Annotated in this window: 17 protein-coding genes; 5 read left to right on the forward strand and 12 right to left on the reverse strand. The window is 70.0% G+C overall.

What is annotated here, in order from left to right; all coding sequences use genetic code 11:
• Window positions 1-106: 106 nt before the first annotated feature.
• The 6 genes from MJ607_RS03325 to gabT form a co-directional block, all read right to left on the reverse strand.
• Window positions 107-544 carry a pyridoxamine 5'-phosphate oxidase family protein gene (locus tag MJ607_RS03325; RefSeq protein WP_243074113.1) on the reverse strand — a complete coding sequence of 146 codons (438 nt, stop codon included), beginning with the start codon at window positions 542-544 and terminating at the stop codon, window positions 107-109.
• Window positions 545-643: 99 nt separating this feature from the next.
• Window positions 644-2002 carry an NAD-dependent succinate-semialdehyde dehydrogenase gene (locus MJ607_RS03330; RefSeq protein ID WP_243074114.1) on the reverse strand — a complete coding sequence of 453 codons (1359 nt, stop codon included), beginning with the start codon at window positions 2000-2002 and terminating at the stop codon, window positions 644-646.
• Window positions 2003-2021: 19 nt separating this feature from the next.
• The gene (locus MJ607_RS03335) at window positions 2022-3605 is read right to left on the reverse strand and encodes an APC family permease (protein WP_243074115.1); all 1584 of its coding nucleotides are present in this window, start codon (window positions 3603-3605) and stop codon (window positions 2022-2024) included.
• Window positions 3602-4489 (reverse strand): universal stress protein, encoded by an 888-nt coding sequence (locus MJ607_RS03340; protein ID WP_243074116.1) that lies wholly within the window; start codon window positions 4487-4489, stop codon window positions 3602-3604. Before MJ607_RS03340 ends, MJ607_RS03335 begins: the two co-directional genes overlap by 4 nt.
• The gene (locus tag MJ607_RS03345) at window positions 4486-5844 is read right to left on the reverse strand and encodes an NAD(P)/FAD-dependent oxidoreductase (RefSeq protein WP_243074117.1); all 1359 of its coding nucleotides are present in this window, start codon (window positions 5842-5844) and stop codon (window positions 4486-4488) included. Before MJ607_RS03345 ends, MJ607_RS03340 begins: the two co-directional genes overlap by 4 nt.
• A gap of 79 nt (window positions 5845-5923) precedes the next feature.
• Complete coding sequence (gabT, locus tag MJ607_RS03350; protein WP_243074118.1) at window positions 5924-7282, reverse strand: 4-aminobutyrate--2-oxoglutarate transaminase; 1359 nt, start codon at window positions 7280-7282, stop codon at window positions 5924-5926.
• 103 nt (window positions 7283-7385) lie between these two features.
• Here gabT and MJ607_RS03355 point away from each other — a divergent pair, with 103 nt between their 5' ends.
• The gene (locus MJ607_RS03355) at window positions 7386-8921 is read left to right on the forward strand and encodes a PucR family transcriptional regulator (protein WP_243074119.1); all 1536 of its coding nucleotides are present in this window, start codon (window positions 7386-7388) and stop codon (window positions 8919-8921) included.
• Window positions 8922-9039: 118 nt separating this feature from the next.
• Here MJ607_RS03355 and MJ607_RS03360 read toward each other — a convergent pair whose 3' ends face one another.
• Complete coding sequence (locus tag MJ607_RS03360) at window positions 9040-10518, reverse strand: helix-turn-helix transcriptional regulator (RefSeq protein ID WP_243074120.1); 1479 nt, start codon at window positions 10516-10518, stop codon at window positions 9040-9042.
• A 231-nt stretch (window positions 10519-10749) separates the two neighbouring features.
• On the opposite strand from MJ607_RS03360, the gene aceB reads away from it, so the two are divergent.
• The 3 genes from aceB (at window position 10750) to MJ607_RS03375 (ending at window position 14602) form a co-directional block, all read left to right on the forward strand.
• Window positions 10750-12390, forward strand: coding sequence for a malate synthase A (aceB, locus tag MJ607_RS03365; RefSeq protein WP_243074516.1), 1641 nt, complete (start codon window positions 10750-10752; stop codon window positions 12388-12390).
• Between the two features lie 132 nt (window positions 12391-12522).
• Window positions 12523-14118: an isocitrate lyase gene (locus tag MJ607_RS03370; RefSeq protein WP_243074121.1), complete on the forward strand. Its 1596-nt coding sequence runs from the start codon at window positions 12523-12525 to the stop codon at window positions 14116-14118.
• A 142-nt stretch (window positions 14119-14260) separates the two neighbouring features.
• Window positions 14261-14602: a YciI family protein gene (locus MJ607_RS03375; RefSeq protein ID WP_243074122.1), complete on the forward strand. Its 342-nt coding sequence runs from the start codon at window positions 14261-14263 to the stop codon at window positions 14600-14602.
• A gap of 61 nt (window positions 14603-14663) precedes the next feature.
• Here the strand turns inward: MJ607_RS03375 and MJ607_RS03380 are convergent, their stop codons facing one another.
• The 5 genes from MJ607_RS03380 to MJ607_RS03400 are packed head-to-tail and all read right to left on the reverse strand — an operon-like array spanning window position 14664 to window position 18612.
• Complete coding sequence (locus tag MJ607_RS03380) at window positions 14664-14993, reverse strand: hypothetical protein (RefSeq protein ID WP_243074123.1); 330 nt, start codon at window positions 14991-14993, stop codon at window positions 14664-14666.
• Between the two features lie 17 nt (window positions 14994-15010).
• Entirely contained in the window at window positions 15011-15643 is a 633-nt protein-coding gene (locus MJ607_RS03385; RefSeq protein ID WP_243074124.1) for a response regulator transcription factor, read from the reverse strand.
• Window positions 15640-16848 carry a sensor histidine kinase gene (locus MJ607_RS03390; RefSeq protein ID WP_243074125.1) on the reverse strand — a complete coding sequence of 403 codons (1209 nt, stop codon included), beginning with the start codon at window positions 16846-16848 and terminating at the stop codon, window positions 15640-15642. Before MJ607_RS03390 ends, MJ607_RS03385 begins: the two co-directional genes overlap by 4 nt.
• 10 nt (window positions 16849-16858) lie before the next feature.
• Window positions 16859-17704 carry an ABC transporter permease gene (locus MJ607_RS03395; RefSeq protein WP_243074126.1) on the reverse strand — a complete coding sequence of 282 codons (846 nt, stop codon included), beginning with the start codon at window positions 17702-17704 and terminating at the stop codon, window positions 16859-16861.
• Window positions 17701-18612 (reverse strand): ABC transporter ATP-binding protein, encoded by a 912-nt coding sequence (locus tag MJ607_RS03400; RefSeq protein ID WP_243074127.1) that lies wholly within the window; start codon window positions 18610-18612, stop codon window positions 17701-17703. Before MJ607_RS03400 ends, MJ607_RS03395 begins: the two co-directional genes overlap by 4 nt.
• 122 nt (window positions 18613-18734) lie before the next feature.
• Between MJ607_RS03400 and MJ607_RS03405 the strand changes: the two genes are divergently transcribed.
• The gene (locus MJ607_RS03405; RefSeq protein ID WP_243074128.1) at window positions 18735-19937 is read left to right on the forward strand and encodes a pyridoxal phosphate-dependent aminotransferase; all 1203 of its coding nucleotides are present in this window, start codon (window positions 18735-18737) and stop codon (window positions 19935-19937) included.
• The last annotated feature ends 70 nt before the right edge of the window (window positions 19938-20007 follow it).

The raw sequence follows: 20007 nt of genomic DNA on the forward strand, positions 1-20007 counted from the left end.
GAGGCTTTGCCCGGGACCCGGGCACGGCGAAGGTTTGCAGACTTCAACTGCATCACCCAGTCTACGGCATGGCTCTGCGCGCCGCGAACCGAGACCGCATCGCGGGTCAGTAGTCGGCGATGCCATAGCGCTCGGGCTCGGCGCCCCGCCGGAATGCGCGTCCGCTGAGACTCGTGGGCTCGATGCGGACGTAGTTGTACTTGAGGGTCGGCAGCCATGGCCGGAGCTCGAGCTGATCGGCCTCCGCGACTTCCTCCGACGTGTCGAGCCGGTGCGCGTGCCCGCGGACGACGACGCTCCAGGCATCGGCATCCGTGTGCTCGTCGACCTCGAAGAGGACCTCGTCGTTCACCGTGAGCTCGAAGAGCTTGCTGCCCTCGCCCGTGCGGAAGACGATCGTCCCCCGATCGACGACGTAGTTGACGGGGAAGATGTCGAGCACATCGCCGACGTGCGTCACGAGGCGACCGAGATCGTCGCTCGTGATCCGGGTCCAGCACTCCTCGTCCGACAGCACTTTCAGGGGGGTCTCGTTCTCGTCCACATCTCCATCCTGTCTCGCGCCGCGGACATGCGACAGAGCCCCCGCGGGCCGACGCGAAGTCGGATCGAAGGGGCTCTGTCGGAACGGCGCGAGCCGCGCTCAGGCGATGCGGATGAGCTTCTTGTTGACGAACTCGTCGGCCGCGAGCAGGCCCATCTCGCGCGACGTGCCGGAGCGCTTGACGCCGCCGAAGGGAAGCCCGGGCTCGTCGGCCAGCACGACGTTGACGTAGACCATGCCGGCGTCGATGCGGTCGGCCACGCGCGCCGCCTGGGCCTCATCGGTCGTGAAGACGTAGGAGCCGAGGCCGAACGGCGTGTCGTTGGCGACCTTGATCGCCTCCTCCTCGTCCGCGACGCGGTAGACGACGCCGACAGGGCCGAAGAACTCCTCGCGATACGCGTCCATGTCGCTCGTGACGTCCGTCAGGACGGTCGGAGCGAAGAAGGCGCCGTCGCGGGTTCCTCCCGCGGCGAGCGTCGCACCCTGCGCGACGGCGTTGTCGACCTGCGCCTGCAGCCGCTCGGCGGCCGTGAGCGACGAGAGCGGGCCGATGACGGTGTCCTCGTCCGTCGGGTCCCCCGGCGTCGTCGCGGTCATGGCGGCCGTGAACTTCTCGACGAAGGCGTCGTAGAGGCCGTCCGCGACGATGAAGCGCTTGGCCGCGTTGCACGACTGCCCGGTGTTGTCGAGGCGCGCGTCGACGGCGGCCTGCACGGCACCGTCGAGGTCGTCGGTCGACAGCAGGATGAACGGGTCCGAGCCGCCGAGCTCAAGCGCGACCTTCTTGAGGTTGCGGCCCGCGAGCTCCGCGACGGCGGAGCCGGCGCGCTCGGAGCCGGTCACCGAGACGCCCTGGACGCGACGGTCGGCGATGAGGGTGGCCGCCTGGTCGTTCGTCGCGTAGACGTTCGTGTAGACGCCCTCCATGCCTGCCTCGCGGTAGATGTCCTCGATCGCGGCGGCCGACTCGGGGCACTGCGGTGCGTGCTTGAGGAGGATCGTGTTGCCCACGACGATGTTCGGCGCCGCGAAGCGCGCGACCTGGTAGTACGGGAAGTTCCACGGCATGATCCCGAGCAGCACGCCGAGCGGCGAACGGCGGATGACCGCGGTGCCCTCGCCCTGGATCTCGATCGGCGCATCGCCCGTGATCGCCTCGGCCTTGTCGGCGTAGTACTCCGTGATGTCGGCGGCGAAGTCGACCTCGCCGAGCGCCGCGGCGAGGGGCTTGCCCACTTCGCGGACGATGATCGCGGCGAGCTCGTCGCGCCGCTCGCGGTGCAGCTCGGCGGCCCGGCGGATGCGCGCCGCACGCTCGGCGACGGGGGTGTCCCGCCACGTGCGGTAGGCCGCGTCCGCTGCGGCTACGGCGCTCTCGAGCGCCTCGTCCGTGATCGCGTCGTACGTCGCGAGGGTCTCGCCGGTGGCCGGGTTGACGACGGTGTATTCACTCATGCTGGGGGTTCTCCGATCGTTAGTTCGAGACGTTCTGGCCTGCGGCGCGCGCCGCGCGGGCGCTCGGCGGAGCATCCATCGACAGCGTCTGACCACGGAAGAATGCGGGACGCTTGATCGCCTGCCACACCATGATGACGATGCCCAGGACGATGATCAGCATGCCCAGGATGAACACGATCCCGATGCCGCCGATCTGCGAGCCGCTGCCGTAGGCGGGGTCCATCGAGTCGATGAGCGTCGTGAAGAACAGCACAGCGAGGATGATGCCGCCCACGAGTGGGAAGAGGAACGTGAAGAAGACGTTCCTCGTCGAGTCGAACCACTGCTTGCGGAAGTACCAGACACACGCGAACGCCGTGATCCCGTAGTAGAAGCAGATCATCATGCCGAGCGTGAGGATCGTGTCCCACAGGGTGTCCTCGCTCACGACGCGCATGACCGCGTAGAAGACGGACGCGACGACGGCCGACACGATCGTGGCATAGCCGGGCGTGAAGAAGCGCGGGCTGACCTTCGCGTACGACGGCGGGAGCGCGCCGTAGTGGCCCATCGCGAGGAGCGTGCGCGCGGGGCCGACGAAGGTCGACTGCAGCGACGACGCCGAGCTCGTGAGCACGGCGAGCGACACCAGGAACGCGAGGGGTCCGAGGATGGGTCCGCTGAGGTGGAAGAAGACGTTCTCCTGGATGTCCTCGTTGCCGAGGCCCAGTCCCTCGGTGCCGACGCCCGCGTACATGATCATCGCGACGGCGAGCAGAAGGTACAGCGAGACGATCGTGAGGACCGTGATGGTCGCGGCGCGGCCCGGGGTCTTCTCGGGGTCCTTCGTCTCCTCGTTCATCGTGAGGGTGACGTCCCAGCCCCAGAAGATGAAGATCGACAGCGACAGGCCCGCTGCGAAGGCGCTGAACGAGCCGACCGCGAACGGGTTGAACCACGACAGGTCGAATGGCATGAAGTCGAAGCCGTTGCCGCTGACGGCCTGGATGATCGCGGCACCCGCGAAGAAGAGCAGCACCACGACCTGGAACGTGACGAGCACGTACTGCAGCTTCTGCGTCGTCTGCATGTCGCGGTACGACACGAACGTCGCGCCGAGCATGAACAGGAGACACACCGCGATGTTGATCCAGGTCACCGACGCGAGATCGGCGAGCGACTCGTTTCCGGTGATCTGCGCGAGCAGCAGGAAGAGGAAGTCGACGGCGACTCCCGCGAGATTGGAGAGCACGAGGATCGTCGCGGCGACGAGGCCCCAGCCGGCGAGCCAGCCCACCCATGGGCCGAAGGCGCGCGCGGCCCACGTGAACGAGGTGCCCGAGTCGGGCATGCTGCGGTTGAGCTCGCGATAGCCGAATGCGACCAGGAGCATCGGGATGAAGCCCACGAGGATGATCGCGGGGATCTGGGCGCCGACGACCGAAGCCGTCGGGCCGACGGCGGCCGTGAACGTGTAGGCGGGGGCGATGCACGAGATGCCGATGACGACGGCGCCGATGAGCCCCACCGTTCCGGCGCTCAGGCCCTTCTTCGAGATGCCGCCGGCTTCTTCGCCGGACGTGGGCGCGAGCGGCGTTGCGGCGCCTTCGGGAGCGTTCATCGCTGCTCTCCTTCCTGGTGCTGGGTGGTCCTCGGGACGACGACCATCGGGACGGGGAGTTCGTGCAGGATCTTGGCGGCCGTCGAGCCGAGGAAGAGCCGGCGCGGCTGCGCGAGGCGGCTCGAGCCGACGATCGCGAGCTCGCCGGGCTCCCAGCTGAGGGTCCGGACGGCGTCCTCGATGCTCTCACCGCGGGCGACGACGACGTCGGCGTCGGTCTCGGTGAGAGCGGCGCGCACCTGCGCGAGCACCGCGTCGGCGTGGGCGGCTCCCGCGACGCGGATGACGCCCGTGTCGACGGATGCCGGCAGGTCGACCGAGACGAGCGAGAGCAGCCTCAGCTCGGCGCCCGTCGTGGCGCTCAGGCTCGTGGCCTCCCGCAGCAGCGACTCTGTGCCGGGGCGCGTGCCGACGGCCGCCGTCACGCGCGTGATGCCCGTCGTGGGGTCGATCTTGCGGGAACCCTCGGGGGCGAGCACGACGGGGACGTCGGACGAGTGCAGCAGCTCGCTCGCGACCGTGCCGAGGCGGTGCCGTCCGCGCACGCCGCCGTTGGCGGCGCCCACGACGATGTGCGAGGCGTCGAACTCTCGCGCCGCCGCCACGAGGCCTTCCGCGAACGACTCCGCGAAGCGCACGTGTGCGACGTGGGTGACGGCATCCGGGATCTTCTCGGATGCCGCGGCGAGCCACGTCTCAGCCTGCTGCTGCAGGTACCGGTCGTACCCCGCGTCGGGCGGCGTGATGACGCTGCGGCCGTCGGAGGGGAGCACGACGACGATGTCGAGGTCGGAACCCGACGCAAGGGCGAGCCTCGAGCCGAGGACGACGGCGTCGTCGCCGGCCTCGGTCGCGGTGTAGCCCACGACGATGCGTCCGCTCATGCGCGGGTCTCCTCGAGGATGTTCGCCGCGACGAGGCGGCCCATGCGGATCGCGCCGTCGACGTGCTGGTAGCCGGCTCCCGCCATGTCGCTGCAGGCGAAGTGGATCGGGCCGACCGCCGTGCGCAGGTCCGCGCCGTAGCGGTGCAGACCGCCGAGGTCGAAGCTCGCGGCGTAGGCGCCGCGCGTCCACTCCTCGCTCCCCCAGTCGCTCTCGTAGTAGACGACGGGGTTCTTGGCCTCTTCGCCGTAGTAGTGAGACAGCGACTCGAGGATGCGCTCCTTGCGCTCCTCGGCGCTCAGCGTGAAGACGTCATCGGCGTGACGGTCCGACACGAAGCCCACGAGGGTTCCGCGCTCGTCGCCGTGGTTGGTGTTGTCGTACGCCTCGTGCGAGAGCTCGTACGGGCTGAAGGCCGTGCCCGACAGACCCTGCTCGCGCCAGAACGGGCGGTCGTAGACGGCGTGCACCTTGATGACGAAGCCCATCGAGAGGTGCTGGTGCAGCTGGTGCTGCCGGCGGGGCAGGGCGGGGACGAACTGGATGCGGCTGTAGAGCACGGGCGCGTGGGCGAGGATCGCGTAGCGGGCGCGCACCGTCTGGGTCTCGGTCGTCGCGGTGACGCCCTCGTCGGACCACTCCAGCGAACGGACCGGCTGGCCGAGGAAGACGTCGTCGCCGATGCGCTCCGCGAGCAGGATCGGGACCTGCTGAAGCCCGCCGACGACGCGCTTGTCGAGGATGAAGTCGGCGTCCACGAGGTGCGAGTAGCTGCCGGCCGAGGCGGCCATGAGCAGCGACTGCAGGAGCGAGAAGGCGTGGATCGGCTTCGTGAGCATCGCGGAGCCGGTCGGGAACGCGAGGTTGAGGACGGCTTCGTCGTCGTCGGTCTTCGCGCGCAGCCACGCCTCCCACGAGACGGAGTCCCACTCGGCGGCCTTGGGGTGCGCCCACGGACGATCCGGGTCGATCTCGGCGACCATCGCGTCGAGCTCGGCAGTGATCTCGGCGATGACCCGCTCGGTCTCGGCCGAGACGGGGAAGACGTCGCCCGTGAAGCGGCTGAGCGTGCCGTCGGGGCCGACGTACACCGAGTCGCCCTCGCGGTAGCGGTCGTACGTCTCGAGGCCGAGTTCGTCGATCGTCTCGATGAGCGCGTGCTGGTCGGGCGAGACCCACTGTCCGCCGATCTCGAGCATCGCGCCGTCGATGACGTCGGTCCACAGCCGGCCGCCGACGCGATCGCGCGCCTCGAGCACGGCGACCGACAGACCCGCCTTCCTCAGCTCGTTCGCGGCGGTGAGGCCCGCGGCCCCCGCGCCGATGATCACGACGTCTCGGGTCAGCTCCGACATTGTTGCTCCTTTGCTCGAGTGGGGGTGCAGTCATGGGGAACGGGCCCGGCTCCCCCAGCCGGACCCGCATTCCCCACGTTCAGGCTGCGGCCAGCGCAGCCGCGACGACGTCGATGCCCTCGTGGAGCAGTGCGTCGGGGATCGTGAGCGGCGGAAGGAAGCGGATGACGTTCCCATAGGTGCCGCAGGTGAGGACGATGACGCCCTGGGCGATGCACGCCTTCGCGACAGCGCTGGTGAGCGCGGCATCCGGCTCGCCGGTCGTGGAGTCGACGAACTCGGCCGCGATCATGGCGCCGTGCCCCCGGACGTCGCCGATCCGCGGGTCCTGCGCCTGCAGGTCGCGTAGGCGTCCGACGAGGATCTCGCCGACCTCGTTCGCGCGCTCGATGAGCCCTTCGGTCTCGAACGCCTCGATCGCCGCGAGAGCTGCGGCGCACGCGATGGGGTTGCCGCCGTAGGTGCCGCCGAGGCCGCCGGTGTGCGCGGCATCCATGATCTCGGCACGACCCGTCACGGCGGCGAGGGGCAGCCCGCCCGCGATGCCCTTGGCCGTCGTGATGAGGTCGGGCACGATGCCGAAGCGGTCGCTCGCGAACATCGCGCCGGTGCGGGCGAAGCCGGTCTGGATCTCGTCGGCGATGAAGACGACGTCGTTCGCGCGACACCAGTCGACGATCGCGTTCAGGAACCCGTCGGCCGGGACGATGAAGCCGCCCTCGCCCTGGATGGGTTCGATGATGACGGCGGCGAGGTTGTCGGCGCCGACCTGCTTCTCGATGATCGAGATGGCCTTCTTCGCCGCCTCGGGGCCCGTCAGGCCGTCGCGGTACGGGTACGACAGGGGCGCGCGGTAGATCTCGGAGGCGAACGGGCCGAAACCGCTCTTGTACGGCATCGCCTTGGCCGTGAGGGCCATCGTGAGGTTCGTGCGGCCGTGGTAGCCGTGGTCGAAGGCGACGACGGCCTGCTTCTTGGTGTGCTTGCGGGCGATCTTGATCGCGTTCTCGACGGCTTCGGCGCCCGAGTTGAACAGGGCGCTCTTCTTGACGTGGTCGCCTGGCGTGATGCGGTTGAGCGCCTCGGCGACGGCGACGTACGACTCGTACGGCGAGACCATGAAGCACGTGTGGGTGAACTGCGCGACCTGCGCCTGCACGGCCTCGACGACCTTGGGGTGCGCGTTGCCGAGGCTCGTCACGGCGATGCCGGAGCCGAGGTCGATGAGCGAGTTGCCGTCGGCGTCGACGATGACTCCCCCGCCCGCGGCGACGGCCTCGATGGGCGCCGTGTGACCGACGCCGGCCGCGACGGCCGCCGCCTTGCGTGCGAGCAGCTCGTGCGATCGCGGTCCGGGGATGGACGTGACGAGGCGGCGCTCCTGCGGCAGGGACGGTCCGCCGAGCGGCGTTGCGGTGACGGTTTCGATCGCGGTCATGCTGGGGAGCGTACGGAGACGGATGCCGCACCCGCACTCTCCGCGGTGTACATTCTGTTGCGCCCGATGTACGCCCGGTACATGCTGGGCCGACGGAGGTGGCATGGAGCCCGCGACGGAGGTGCCGACGCTGCGCGCCCTGCTGCGCCGCGGAGAGCTGAAGCTTCGCCTCGAAGGCGACGAGGACGACCTCGCGCCCGGCGCGCTCGACCAGCCGCTTCGGTGGGTGCACAACTCGGATCTCGCCGACCCGACGCCCTTCCTGTCGGAGGGCTTGGCCCTGCTGACGACGGGCACGCAGTTCCTCGGCGCGGGCGACGAGTCCGACGTCTTCCACGCGTACGTGCAGCGCCTGTCCGCGCGCGGGGTCGTGGGGCTCGGCTTCGGCACCGAGGTCGTGCGCGACGGCATCCCTCCCGCTCTCGCGGACGCCTGCCGGGCCGAGCGCATGCCGCTGTTCGAGGTGCCCTACCGCACGCCCTTCATCGCCGTCGCCCGCGCCAATGCCGAGGCGATCGCGGCGCAGGCATACGCGCGGCGCAGCTGGGCGCTCGCCGCGCAGCGGGCGATCGCCTTGGCCGCGCTGCGCCCCGACGGGCTCGGCGCGACCCTCGCCGAGCTCTCGCGACAGCTCGACACGTGGGTGGGGCTCTTCGACGCCGCGGGCGGCCTGAGCCGCGAGCATCCGTCCCGCGCGCTCTCCGACGACATGCTCGCCGAGCTGTCCGGCGAGGTCGGCGCGGTCCTGCGCCGGGGCGCCCGCGCAGGGTCTTCCCTGCGCATCGGCGACGCGCCCTTCACGATGCAGACCCTCGGCCGCGGCGGACACCTGCGCGGCGTCATCGCCATCGCGGCGAGCGAGCTCGACCAGGAGGGCCGCGCCGTCGTGACCTCGGTCGTCGCGATGGCGGGCCTCGCCCTCGAGCAGCAGCAGAGCCTCGCGCGCGCCCACGGACTGCTGCGCGGCGGCCTCGTGCAGTCTCTCCTGACGGGCGACCCCGCGCTCGCCCGGCGCATCGCGCGCGACCTGTGGAGCGGATTCCCCGCGGCTCCTGTCCTGATCGCGGTGACGGATGCAGCGACGGCGCGCTCCGACGCCGTCGCGGAATGGCTCGCGCTCCGCGCATCCGAGACGCGGGGCGGGGTGTTCCACGGCCGCGCCGAAGACGCCCTCGTCGTCGTGAGCCACGAGGACGAGGTGCTCGCGGAGCTCGTGGAGCGGTTCGGCGCGCACCTGGGCGTGTCGGAGCCCGTGCCGTACGCCGAGTTCCGCGACGGCCACGCGCAGGCCGTCACGGCCCTGCGCCGCGGCACGGAGCCCCTCACGCGGTTCCGCGAGGTCGCGGCATCCGGAGTCCTCTCGGCCCTCGACTCGGACGCCGCGCGCGCTCTCGCTGCGGCGCGTCTCGCCCCGCTGCGCGAGCACGACGGGCGCGAGGGCACGGCGCTCGTCGAGACGGTGCGCGCGTGGCTCGAGCAGGACGCCCGCATCGACGCGGCCGCCACGACTCTCGGGGTGCACCGGCACACTGTGCGCGCCCGCATCGGACTCGCCCAGCGGCTGCTCGGCACCGACCTCGCCTCGTTCGCGGCCCGCGCCGATCTGTGGGCCGCGCTCCAGGTCGCGGGCGCGGACTGAGGCCCCGTCACCGGATCAGGTGATGTCGCTGGCACAGGCCGATTCCGGGCCGATCGTCCTACCCCGATGAGATCACCTGATCCCGTCACCGCGGCAAGGGGTCGAGCCCGCGCCGGGGTCAGCGCGGGGCGTGCGCTTCGAGGAACTCGTACACGTCGGTCGTGTCGACGCCCGGGAACGAGCCCGTCGGGAGGGTCGCTAGCAGCGTGCGCGGCGTGCGGACATTGGGCCACGAGTTCTCGCGCCACGCGGCCTCGAGATCCGCGGGCGCCCGGCGGCAGCACACCTCGACGGAGTGCTTCGAGACCCCGCGGTTGGGGGTGTCCCGGCCGAGGAACCACCTCGTGTCGTCGAACCTGACCCCGACCGAGACCGAGTGCGCGCCCTCGCTCGAGGCCTCGACCCGCGCCGTGCACCAGTAGGTGCCGTTGCCCGTGTCGGTGTACTGGTAGTACGGGTTGAAGTGGTCGTCGACCTCGAAGACGGCACGGCTCGTCCACCGCCGGCAGCACAGCTGCCCCTCGATCGAGCCGAGACGATCGGTCGGGAAGTTGACGTCGTCGTTCTCATACGCCTTCGTGATGGTGCCGGACTCGTGCACCTTGAGGAAGTGCACGGGTATGCCGAGGTGCACTGTCGCGAGGTTCGTGAACCGGTGCGCCGCCGTCTCGTACGAGACCGAGTAGGCGTCGCGGAGGTCCTCGATCGAGATCGCGCGGTCGTTCTTGGCGTCCTGGAGGAACGGCACGGCGTGCGCCTCGGGGATCAGAAGCGCTCCCGTCAGGTAGTTCGTCTCGACGCGCTGGCGCAGGAATCCGGCGTAGCTCGTCGGCTCGCTGTGCCCCAGGATGCGGCTCGAAAGGGCCTGGAGCACCGCCGTGCGGGGATCGCCCTTCGCCGTCAGGCGGCTCGAGAGGTACAGGCGCCCGTTCTTGATGTCGGCGACCGACCGCGTCGTCTGCGGCAGGTCGGGCACGTAGTGCAGCGTGAAGCCCAGGTGCGCCGCGATGTCGGAGGCCGTCCGCTGCGTCAGCGGCCCGCCCGGGTGGTCGACGGCGTCGAGGATCCGTCGTGCCTGCTCCTCGAGGTCGGCGAAGTAGTTGTTCTGCGTGCGCATGAGCCGGCGCAGCGCGACATTCGCGCGCCGCGCCTCCTCGGGCGTCGCGGCCCGCTCGTCGCGCAGCCGCTCGATCTCGCCCTGCAGCGCGAGCATCGCCTTGAGCACCTCGTCGGGGATGGTCTTGCCGACGCGGAACGCCGGGATGCCGAGCGCTTGGAAGGTCTGGCCCTTCATCGCCCGCTCGAGCGCGATCTCGAGCGTCGCGCGCTCGTCGAGCGGCTCTGATTCGAGCAGCGCGTCGAGCGTCACCCCGAGCGCGCGGGCGATCGTGCGCAGGAGGGTGAGCTTGGGCTCGCGCCGGCCGTTCTCGATCATCGAGAGCTGGCTGGGCGCTCGGTCGACAGCGCTCGCGAGCGCATCGAGCGTCATTCCGCGCTCGGTCCGCAGCTGACGGATGCGGCGGCCGATGGTGAGTGAATCCACCTCTTCATCGTCGGCGAGTTCCTGCGCGATGCCCGTGGTCGGCGACGTCGTCATACCGGGATTCTCTCACGAAAGCAGAATTTCGATGAAAGTTCACACGCTGATCGGTCGTCCCGACTGCCGAATTTCTCTCAGAGTGGTCCCACGACCTCCCGCAGATCGGCGCAGAACGCGGATCACGGGATGCCGCGACCCGGTGCACACTCCGGGTCGCGGCATCCCGAACACCATCAGCACACTCGTTCACAGGAAGACAGGCACATGACTCCTGCAACCGCCACCCCGATGCGCACGCGCACCGGCCCCATCCCCACACAGACCCGCGAGCCGGCGATCGAGATCGCCGGGCGCCTCGGTCCCCGCTACGACGAGATCCTGACGCCGGAGGCTCTCGCATTCCTGACGGCACTCCACGATCGCTTCGGCGCACGCCGTCACGACCGGCTCGCCGACCGCATGCGGCGCCGCTTCGAGATCGGCAACGGGCACGATCCGCAGTTCCGCGACGACACCCGCCACATCCGCGAGGACGCGGAATGGAAGGTCGCCGGCGCCGGACCCGGCCTCGAAGACCGCCGCGTCGAGATCACGGGCCCGACCGACCCGAAGATGACGATCAACGCGTTGAACTCGGGCGCGAAGGTGTGGCTCGCCGACCAGGAGGACGCGACCAGCCCGACCTGGCGCAACGTCATCGAGGGCCAGCTCAGCCTGCGCGACGCCATACGCGGTGAGCTGGAGTTCACGAGCCCCGAGGGCAAGCGCTACGAAGTCACCGCGACGGAGACCCCGACGATCGTGATGCGCCCGCGCGGCTGGCACCTGCCCGAGCAGCACGTCCGCTTCACGGACCGCAGCGGCCGCACGATGGCCGCATCGGGCTCGTTCGTGGACTTCGGGCTGTACTTCTTCCACAACGCCGCGGCCCTCATCGACGCGGGTCGCGGCCCCTACTTCTACATCGCGAAGCTCGAGTCGAGCGAAGAGGCGAAGCTGTGGGACGACGTCTTCAGCTTCAGCGAGTCCTACATCGGCATCCCGCACGGCACGATCCGCGCGACGGTGCTCATCGAGACGCTGCCGGCGGCGTTCGAGATGGAGGAGATCCTCTTCGAGCTGCGCGACCACTGCGCGGGCCTGAATGCGGGCCGCTGGGACTACATCTTCTCGATCATCAAGAACTACCGCGGCCGCGGGGCGCGCTTCGTGCTGCCCGACCGCAGCGAGGTCACGATGACGGTCCCCTTCATGCGCTCCTACACGGAGCTGCTCGTGCAGACGTGCCACAAGCGCGGCGCCTTCGCAATCGGCGGCATGAGCGCCTTCATCCCCAACCGCCGCGACCCCGAAGTGACGCAGCGCGCGTTCGAGAAGGTCGCCGCCGACAAGAAGCGCGAGGCGGGCGACGGGTTCGACGGGACGTGGGTCGCGCACCCCGACCTCATCCCCGTGGCCCGCGCCGAGTTCGACGCGATCCTGGGCGACCGGCCCAACCAGCTCGACCGGCAGCGGCCCGAAGTGCAGGTGAAGGCGTCCGACCTGATCGACGTGCACATCGGGCGGCCCATCACGGCGGCGGGCGTGCACGCGAACGTGTCGGTCGCGATCCGCTACCTCGAGGCATGGCTCCGGGGCCTGGGCGCCGTCGCGATCGACAACCTGATGGAGGATGCCGCGACCGCCGAGATCTCGCGCTCGCAGGTGTGGCAGTGGATCCACCAGGACCGCGCCACCGACGACGGAACCCCGATCACGCGCGACTACGTCGGGGGTCTCATCGCTCAGGTGCTCGGCGAGGTGGAGCGCCGCGACGGCGACCGCTTCGACGACGCGGCCGAGATCTTCCGCGAGGTCGCCCTCGGCGCCGAGTTCCCCGCGTTCCTGACACTGCCGGCGTACTCGAAGTTCCTCGTCGAGACCGATTGACCACCGGGCGTTTCGTCTCGTCGCTTCGCTCCTCGCTCAACGACCGGATCTATGCCGGTCGTTGAGCGAGCGAAGCGAGACGAAACGCCCTGACCACCACCAGCATCCGCACGACATTCCGAAGGACATGACATGACCGACTACCAAGACGACATCGAAGCCATCCGGGCGCTCAAACAGCAGCACGGCTCGAGCTGGGATGCCATCGACCCCGAGTCCGCCGCCCGCCTGCGAGCGCAGAACCGGTTCAGGACAGGGCTCGAGATCGCCCAGTACACCGCCGACATCATGCGCCGTGACATGGCCGAGTACGACGCCGACTCGTCGGTCTACACCCAGTCGCTCGGCGTCTGGCACGGCTTCATCGGGCAGCAGAAGCTCATCTCGATCAAGAAGCACCTCAAGACCACGAACAAGCGCTACCTCTACCTGTCGGGGTGGATGATCGCCGCCCTGCGTTCGGAGTTCGGTCCGCTGCCCGACCAGTCGATGCACGAGAAGACCGCGGTGCCGGCGCTCATCGAGGAGCTCTACACGTTCCTCCGTCAGGCCGACGCCCGCGAGCTCGATCTGCTGTTCACGCAGCTCGACGAGGCACGCATCGCGGGCGACGAGACCGCGGTCGAGTTCATCCAGTCGCAGATCGACACCTACGAGACCCACGTCGTGCCGATCATCGCCGACATCGACGCGGGCTTCGGCAACCCCGAGGCCACCTACCTCCTCGCCAAGAAGATGATCGAAGCGGGCGCGTGCGCCATCCAGATCGAGAACCAGGTGTCGGACGAGAAGCAGTGCGGCCACCAGGACGGCAAGGTCACCGTTCCGCACGAGGACTTCATCGCGAAGCTCAACGCGGTGCGGTACGCGTTCCTCGAGCTCGGCATCGACAACGGCGTCATCGTGGCCCGCACCGACTCGCTCGGCGCTGGCCTCACGCAGAAGCTCGCCGTCACGCACGAGCCCGGCGACCTCGGCGACCAGTACAACGCCTTCCTCGACGCCGAGGAGATCTCGGACGCGGACCTCGGCAACGGCGATGTCGTCATCAAGCGCGACGGCAGGCTGCTGCGCCCGAAGCGCCTCGCCAGCAACCTGTACCAGTTCCGCGAGGGGACCGGTGAGGAGCGCTGCGTGCTCGACTGCATCACGGCGCTGCGCAACGGCGCCGACCTGCTGTGGATCGAGACGGAGAAGCCGCACGTCGAGCAGATCGCGGGAATGGTCGACGCGATCCGCGAGGTGATCCCGAATGCGAAGCTCGTCTACAACAACAGCCCGTCGTTCAACTGGACCCTCAACTTCCGTCGGCAGGCCTACGACCTGCTCGTGGAGCAGGGCGAGGATGTCACGGGCTACGACCGCGGCGACCTGATGAGCGCCGAGTACGACGACACCGAACTCGCGCAGCTCGCCGACGAGAAGATCCGCACGTTCCAACGCGACGGCTCTGCCCGCGCCGGGATCTTCCACCACCTCATCACCCTCCCGACCTACCACACGGCCGCTCTCTCGACCGACGATCTCGCCAAGGGCTACTTCGGCGACGAAGGCATGCTCGCCTACGTCAAGGGGGTCCAGCGCCGCGAGATCCGCGAGGGCATCGCGACCGTCAAGCACCAGAACATGGCGGGCAGCGACATCGGCGACAACCACAAGGAGTACTTCGCCGGCGATGCAGCTCTCAAGGCCGGTGGCCAGCACAACACGATGAACCAGTTCGGCTGACAACGCCTGAGAAGAGAGTCCGGATGCCGCGCCCACGGAGGCCGCGGCATCCGGAATCTCTTTTCTGTGCGCGTTTCGTCGACATGGTCGCTCGCCGTTCGACGCACGGGCGTAACGTCGCTCGAACGGAAAGGACAGTGCGATGAAATACCTCATGCTCGTCAAGGTCGACCCCTCCCTCGAGGAGGCCGAGAAGGACGACGAGATCATCTCGATCGAGGAATGGGTCGGCGAGACTTACGGCGGCGGCAAGGCGACCGACGGCGATCGCCTGCGCCCGCCCGAGGAGGCCAAGACTGTCCGTCGGCGGGGCGGCAAGGTCATCGTCACGGACGGGCCGTTCGCCGAGACGCACGAGTGGATCGCGGGCTACGACATCCTCGAGTGCGAGTCGCTCGAAGAGGCGATCGAGATCGCGTCGCGGCATCCGATGGCCTCGGGCGGGATCATCGAGCTGCGCGCAGCCTGGCCGCTCGACCTCTGACGCGGTCGCCGCGCCGTCCGGGTCACGGGCGGCGCGGCGCGCAGTGCGAGGGGCGGAGGATTCAGACGCGCGAGGCGACGCGGGCCGTGGTCGCGGCCTCAGCCGCGGCGGACGCATGTTCGCGCGCGAGCCGCTGCGCGCGGATGCCGCTTGCGAGCACCCAGCCCAGCAGCCACGCGGCAGTCACGAGCGTGAGCACGAAGGACATCCTCAGGGCGAGCTCTTGATCGGCCATCACGAGCAGCGGGACGAGCGAGATGATGCCGCCGACGACGGTGCCGACGGCACCTGTGAGCGAGAGGCTGCATCCGCCCCACAGCCACCAGACGAGCCCGCCGGCCGCGATGAGCACGACGGAAGACAGCACCGCTCCCCACATCAACCCGTCCACGGGCCTCAGGGTACTCCTCAATCCAGCAGACCGCGCTCCCTCGCGATCGTGACGGCGTGTGTGCGGTCGGCGACGCCGAGCTTGTCGAACGCCTTGAGCAGGTGCGTCTTGACGGTCGCCTCGCCGATCGCGAGCGCCGCCGCGACCTGCTTGTTGCTGTGTCCCGTCGCCACGAGGCGCAGGACGTCCCTCTCGCGCGCTGTGAGCACCGACTCGGGCTCGGGGCGTCGCATCCGCTCGACGAGCCGAACGGCGACCTGCGGCGAGAGCGCCGACTGGCCCGCCGCGACCGAGCGGATGCCCGCGACGATCTCGGCCTGCGGCGCGGCTTTGAGGAGGTAGCCGGCGGCGCCGGCCTCGATCGCGGCGAGGATCTGGTCGTCCGTCTCGTACGTCGTGAGGATGAGCACGCGGGGCGCGGGCTCCCCCGCCTCGCCCGCGACGATGCGCGCCGTCGCCGTGACACCGTCGGTGCGCGGCATGCGCAGGTCCATGAGCACGACATCGGGATGCGTCGCCGCGGCGAGGCGCACGGCGTCGTCGCCGTCGGCTGCCTCGCCGACGACCTCGAACCCAGGCTCGTCCGAGAGCAGCCCCACGAGCCCCGTGCGCACGACGGGGTGGTCGTCGGCGATCACGAGGCGGATCATCGGGCCTCCTCCGCGGTGACCGCCGCCTGCGGGAGGCGCACGCGCAGGCTCGTGCCGCCGCCTTCGCGGGAGATCACCTCGAACGTGCCGCCGGCGAGCGCCACGCGGTCGCGCATGCCGTCGAGCCCGAAGCCCGAGCGGGCGGCCTCCACGTCGAACCCCCGGCCGTCGTCGCGCACCTCCACGAGCGTCGCACCTTCGGTCGACTGCACGCGCACCGTGACGCGCTTCGCATCCGCGTGCCGGCGCACATTGGAGAGCGCCTCCTGGAGGCAGCGCAGCAGCACGACCTGCGCTTCGCGGTCGAGGGGCGCGGAGTCGTCGAGGTCGAGCTCGACCACGATCGCGAGCCCCGCCTCGGCGCGGAACCGCTCCGCCAGCCGGTCGAGCGCCGCCGCGAAGACGAGGTCGGAAGGCACTGCGGCCGTGCGGGCGACGAGCGCGCGCGATTCGGCGAGCGCTTCGCGCGCGACCGCCTCTACCGTCGCGATCGTCGCGGCCGCGGCATCCGTGCTCCCCTCTCGCGACTGCCGTCCGGCGCGCTCGGCGAGGATCACGAGTCCCGCGAGCGTCTGCGCGAGCGTGTCGTGGATGTCGCGGGCGAGGCGCTCGCGCTCCTGTGTCGCGCCCCGGTCGAGGCTCAGTGCCTCGACCTGCGCCTGCGCCTGCGTGAGCTCTGCGACCAGCAGCCCGCGCTCCTCGCCGTACTCCGCGATGCTCGTGATCCACAGCCCGAGCGCGATCGCGAACGCGACCGAGAACCCCGCCGTCGTGAGTGCCGAGATGAGCGACTCGACGGTGAGTCCCGTGCCGATGAGGTAGCCCACGAACACGGCGCAGGCGATCCCGACCGACGCGATGATCGCCTGGCGACGGTTCGCCGTGATGACCCACGCGAGCGGGTAGGCCACGACCTGGAGCATCGAGAGGAAGGGCCCCGCCGCCACCCCGATCACGATCGAGACGAACGCGATGGCGAGGAAGACGGGCACGCGCCACGTGGGCGGCGCGGGGCCGATCTCGGGGCGGGCGAAGACGGCGTAGCCGATGACGAACAGGCCGAGGGCCGCGAGGACGACGAGGCGCGCAGCCTGTTCGGCGGGGCCGAAGCCGAGGAACGAGAACACGGCGATCGCGAGGATCGCGCCGATGACCGCGACATCCCACCAGCGGCGGTTGAGCATCCCGCTTCCTCTTCCCTGCATGCCTCGAACGCTACGCGTCGCGGCGGATCCAGCGGAAGGTCAGCCGCGAGAGGACGAGTCCGACGACGAGCCACACGAGCAGCGCGATCGCGACGCCCGCGAGGTTCCACTCGCCGTTCTGCTCGAGCGCCGCGTAGTCGTCCGGGAGGAAGACGTACCGCATCCCCTGAGCCATCCACTTGAGCGGGAAGAGGCTCGCGAAGTCCTGGAGCCATTCCGGCAGCTGGTAGAAGAACAGGTAGACGCCCGAGATGAACTGCAGCACGAGGGCGATCGGCACGACGACGGCCGTGGCGCTCTTGGCGGTGCGCGGCACCGACGACAGCGCGACGCCGAGCAGCGCGGAGCCCGTGATGCCCAGCAGGAACACCCACGCGAACACCGCCCACTTGGCGGGGTCGGACGGCAGTTCCGCGCCGAGCGCGACGACGGCGAAGACGAGCAGCAGCGCCGCCTGCAGCGACCCCGTCACGGCGACCTGCCCGATCTTGCCGAGGAAGTACGAGACGGGCGACAGCGGCGTGCCGCCGAGCCGCTTGAGCGTGCCCTCCGACCGCTCGACGGCGATGTCCATCGCGAGGTTCTGGAAGCCCGAGAGCAGCAGGCCCGCGGCGAGCATCCCCGGCAGGTAGAGCTCGGCGACCGAGATGGGCGGGACGCCGGGCGTCGGCTGGAAGTCGCCGTCCGAGCCGAAGACGACGCTGAACAGGCCCAGCATCGCGATCGGGAAGAGGAACGTGAAGAACAGCGTGTCGCCCGAGCGCGCGTACTGCACGAGCTCGAAGCGCGTGCGCCACCAGCCGAGCGCGATGGGGTTCTTGACGGCGCGGCGGCCGCGCTCGATCGTGACGCTCATCGGGCCGGCTCCGGGGCGACGTCCTCGTCCGCTTCGAGCTGCGGTTCGGTGACGGATGCCGCGGAGTGGGCCTCCTCGACGAGCTCGAGGTACACGTCCTCGAGGCTGGGCCGCACGATCTCGAGGCCCGCGGGAGCGCCCCCGAGACGGGCGGCGAGCGCCGTCGCATAGTCGAACGGATCGCGCGAGCGCGCCTCCCGGACGACCCCGTCTTCGGTCCACCGCACGATCGGGATGCGGGCCTCGTCGCCGCCGATCTCATCGACGGCGCCGATCGCCTGCAGCCTGCCGTTCGCGATGACGGCGACCCGGTCGGCGAGCTGCGCCGCCTCGTCGAGATAGTGCGTCGTGAGCAGGATCGTCGTGCCCTCCTCCTGGAGGCGGCGGATGAGCTCCCAGAACTCGCGCCGCGCGTGCGGGTCGAAGCCCGTCGTCGGCTCGTCGAGGAAGAGCAGTTCGGGCCCGCCGATGATGCCGAGCGCGACATCCACTCGACGCTGCTGGCCGCCCGAGAGCCGTGAGATGCGCGTCTTCGCCTGCTGCTCGAGGCCGACGGCAGCGATGACCTCGTCGACGTCGCGGGGGCGCGGGTAGAAGCCGGCGAACTGGCGAAGCTGCTCGCGCACCGTCACGAGCCCGCCCTGTCCGGTCGACTGGAGCACGATGCCGATCCGCGCCTTCCAGTCCAGGCCCGCCGCGCCGGGGTCCTCACCGAGGACGACGACCTCGCCTCCCGTGCGGCGGCGATACCCCTCGAGGATCTCGACGGTCGTGGACTTCCCCGCGCCGTTCGGGCCGAGCAGCGCGAAGGTCTCGCCCCGCGCGATGTCGAACGAGACGCCGTCCACGACCGAGCGGGGGCCGTAGGTCTTGCGCAGGTTCCGCACCCGCACGGCATTGGTTTGCATGCTTCCACCCTGCCGTGGGCGGCGCGGGGGCACAGCATCCGTCCGTCGTACCGGCCATCCGCCATTCGGTGGACCCCGCAACGACCATGGAAGGCACAGCCCGCACCGGTACGCTCGAAACCGTGACCGAACGCGCTCCCCTGTCCCGCAAGCTGTCCGCCATCGCCGAGTCCGCGACCCTCAAGGTCGATGCCAAGGCCAAGGCGCTCCAGGCCGCAGGTCGTCCCGTCATCAGCTACGCCGCCGGCGAGCCCGACTTCTCGACTCCGCAGTTCATCGTGGATGCCGCGATCGAGGCCCTCCACGACCCCGCGAACTACCGCTACACGCCCGCCGTGGGCCTCCCCGTGCTGCGCGAGGCGATCGCCGCCAAGACGCTGCACGACTCGGGCCTCGAGGTCTCGCCGTCGCAGGTCGTCGTCACGAACGGCGGCAAGCAGGCCGTCTACCAGGCCTTCCAGGCGGTCGTGAACCCCGGTGACGAGGTTCTGCTGCCCGCCCCGTACTGGACGACGTACCCCGAAGCGATCGCGCTCGCCGACGGCATCCCGGTCGAGGTGTTCGCGGGCGCCGACCAGGACTACAAGGTGACCGTCGAGCAGCTCGAAGCCGCGCGCACCCCGCGCACGACGGCGCTCGTCTTCGTGTCGCCCTCCAACCCGACCGGCTCGGTGTACTCGCCCGAAGAGACGAAGGCGGTCGGCGAGTGGGCCGTCGAGCACGGCATCTGGATCATCTCGGACGAGATCTACCAGAACCTCGTCTACGAAGGCACGCGCGCCGTCTCGATCGTCGAGGCGGTCCCGGATGCCGCATCCCAGACGATCCTCGTCAACGGCGTCGCCAAGACCTACGCCATGACGGGTTGGCGCCTGGGCTGGATGGTCGGCCCCGCCGACGCCATCAAGCTCGCAGCCAACCTGCAGTCTCACCTCAGCTCGAACGTCAACAACGTCGCGCAGCGCGCAGCGCTCGCCGCGCTGACCGGCCCGCAGACGGAGGCCGAGGAGTTCCGCCTCGCGTTCGACCGGCGCCGCAAGCTCATCGTGTCGGAGCTCGGCAAGATCGAGGGCGTGACCGTGCCCAACCCGCTCGGGGCGTTCTACGCGTACCCCGACGTGCGCGGCCTGCTCGGTCGCGAGTGGCGCGGCAAGCGCATCGAGACGTCGCTCGAGCTCGCCGACCTCATCCTCGAAGAGGCCGAGGTCGCGGTCGTGCCGGGCGAGGCCTTCGGCCCCTCCGGCTATCTGCGTCTCTCGTACGCCCTCGGCGACGAGGCACTCCTCGAGGGCGTGCAGCGCATGCAGGAGCTCTTCGCGTCCTGACGCGGCCCGCGCCGATTCTGGCCACTCGCCATAAAGTGCGACCTCAACCCGCGCATTTCGGCGACTCGCC

Origin of the sequence: Microbacterium sp. SS28 (genome assembly GCF_022761035.1) — a bacterium.
Classification (GTDB): Bacteria; Actinomycetota; Actinomycetes; order Actinomycetales; family Microbacteriaceae; genus Microbacterium.

What these genes read in the sequence shown, in the direction of transcription:
- MJ607_RS03330 (WP_243074114.1), bottom strand. Translation starts at nt 2,002, where the DNA reads ATGAGTGAATACACCGTCGTCAACCCGGCCACCGGCGAGACCCTCGCG.
- MJ607_RS03335 (WP_243074115.1), bottom strand. Translation starts at nt 3,605, where the DNA reads ATGAACGCTCCCGAAGGCGCCGCAACGCCGCTCGCGCCCACGTCCGGC.
- MJ607_RS03340 (WP_243074116.1), bottom strand. Translation starts at nt 4,489, where the DNA reads ATGAGCGGACGCATCGTCGTGGGCTACACCGCGACCGAGGCCGGCGAC.
- MJ607_RS03345 (WP_243074117.1), bottom strand. Translation starts at nt 5,844, where the DNA reads ATGTCGGAGCTGACCCGAGACGTCGTGATCATCGGCGCGGGGGCCGCG.
- gabT (WP_243074118.1), bottom strand. Translation starts at nt 7,282, where the DNA reads ATGACCGCGATCGAAACCGTCACCGCAACGCCGCTCGGCGGACCGTCC.
- MJ607_RS03355 (WP_243074119.1), top strand. Translation starts at nt 7,386, where the DNA reads ATGGAGCCCGCGACGGAGGTGCCGACGCTGCGCGCCCTGCTGCGCCGC.
- MJ607_RS03360 (WP_243074120.1), bottom strand. Translation starts at nt 10,518, where the DNA reads ATGACGACGTCGCCGACCACGGGCATCGCGCAGGAACTCGCCGACGAT.
- aceB (WP_243074516.1), top strand. Translation starts at nt 10,750, where the DNA reads ATGCGCACGCGCACCGGCCCCATCCCCACACAGACCCGCGAGCCGGCG.
- MJ607_RS03370 (WP_243074121.1), top strand. Translation starts at nt 12,523, where the DNA reads ATGACCGACTACCAAGACGACATCGAAGCCATCCGGGCGCTCAAACAG.
- MJ607_RS03375 (WP_243074122.1), top strand. Translation starts at nt 14,261, where the DNA reads ATGAAATACCTCATGCTCGTCAAGGTCGACCCCTCCCTCGAGGAGGCC.
- MJ607_RS03385 (WP_243074124.1), bottom strand. Translation starts at nt 15,643, where the DNA reads ATGATCCGCCTCGTGATCGCCGACGACCACCCCGTCGTGCGCACGGGG.
- MJ607_RS03390 (WP_243074125.1), bottom strand. Translation starts at nt 16,848, where the DNA reads ATGCAGGGAAGAGGAAGCGGGATGCTCAACCGCCGCTGGTGGGATGTC.
- MJ607_RS03395 (WP_243074126.1), bottom strand. Translation starts at nt 17,704, where the DNA reads ATGAGCGTCACGATCGAGCGCGGCCGCCGCGCCGTCAAGAACCCCATC.
- MJ607_RS03400 (WP_243074127.1), bottom strand. Translation starts at nt 18,612, where the DNA reads ATGCAAACCAATGCCGTGCGGGTGCGGAACCTGCGCAAGACCTACGGC.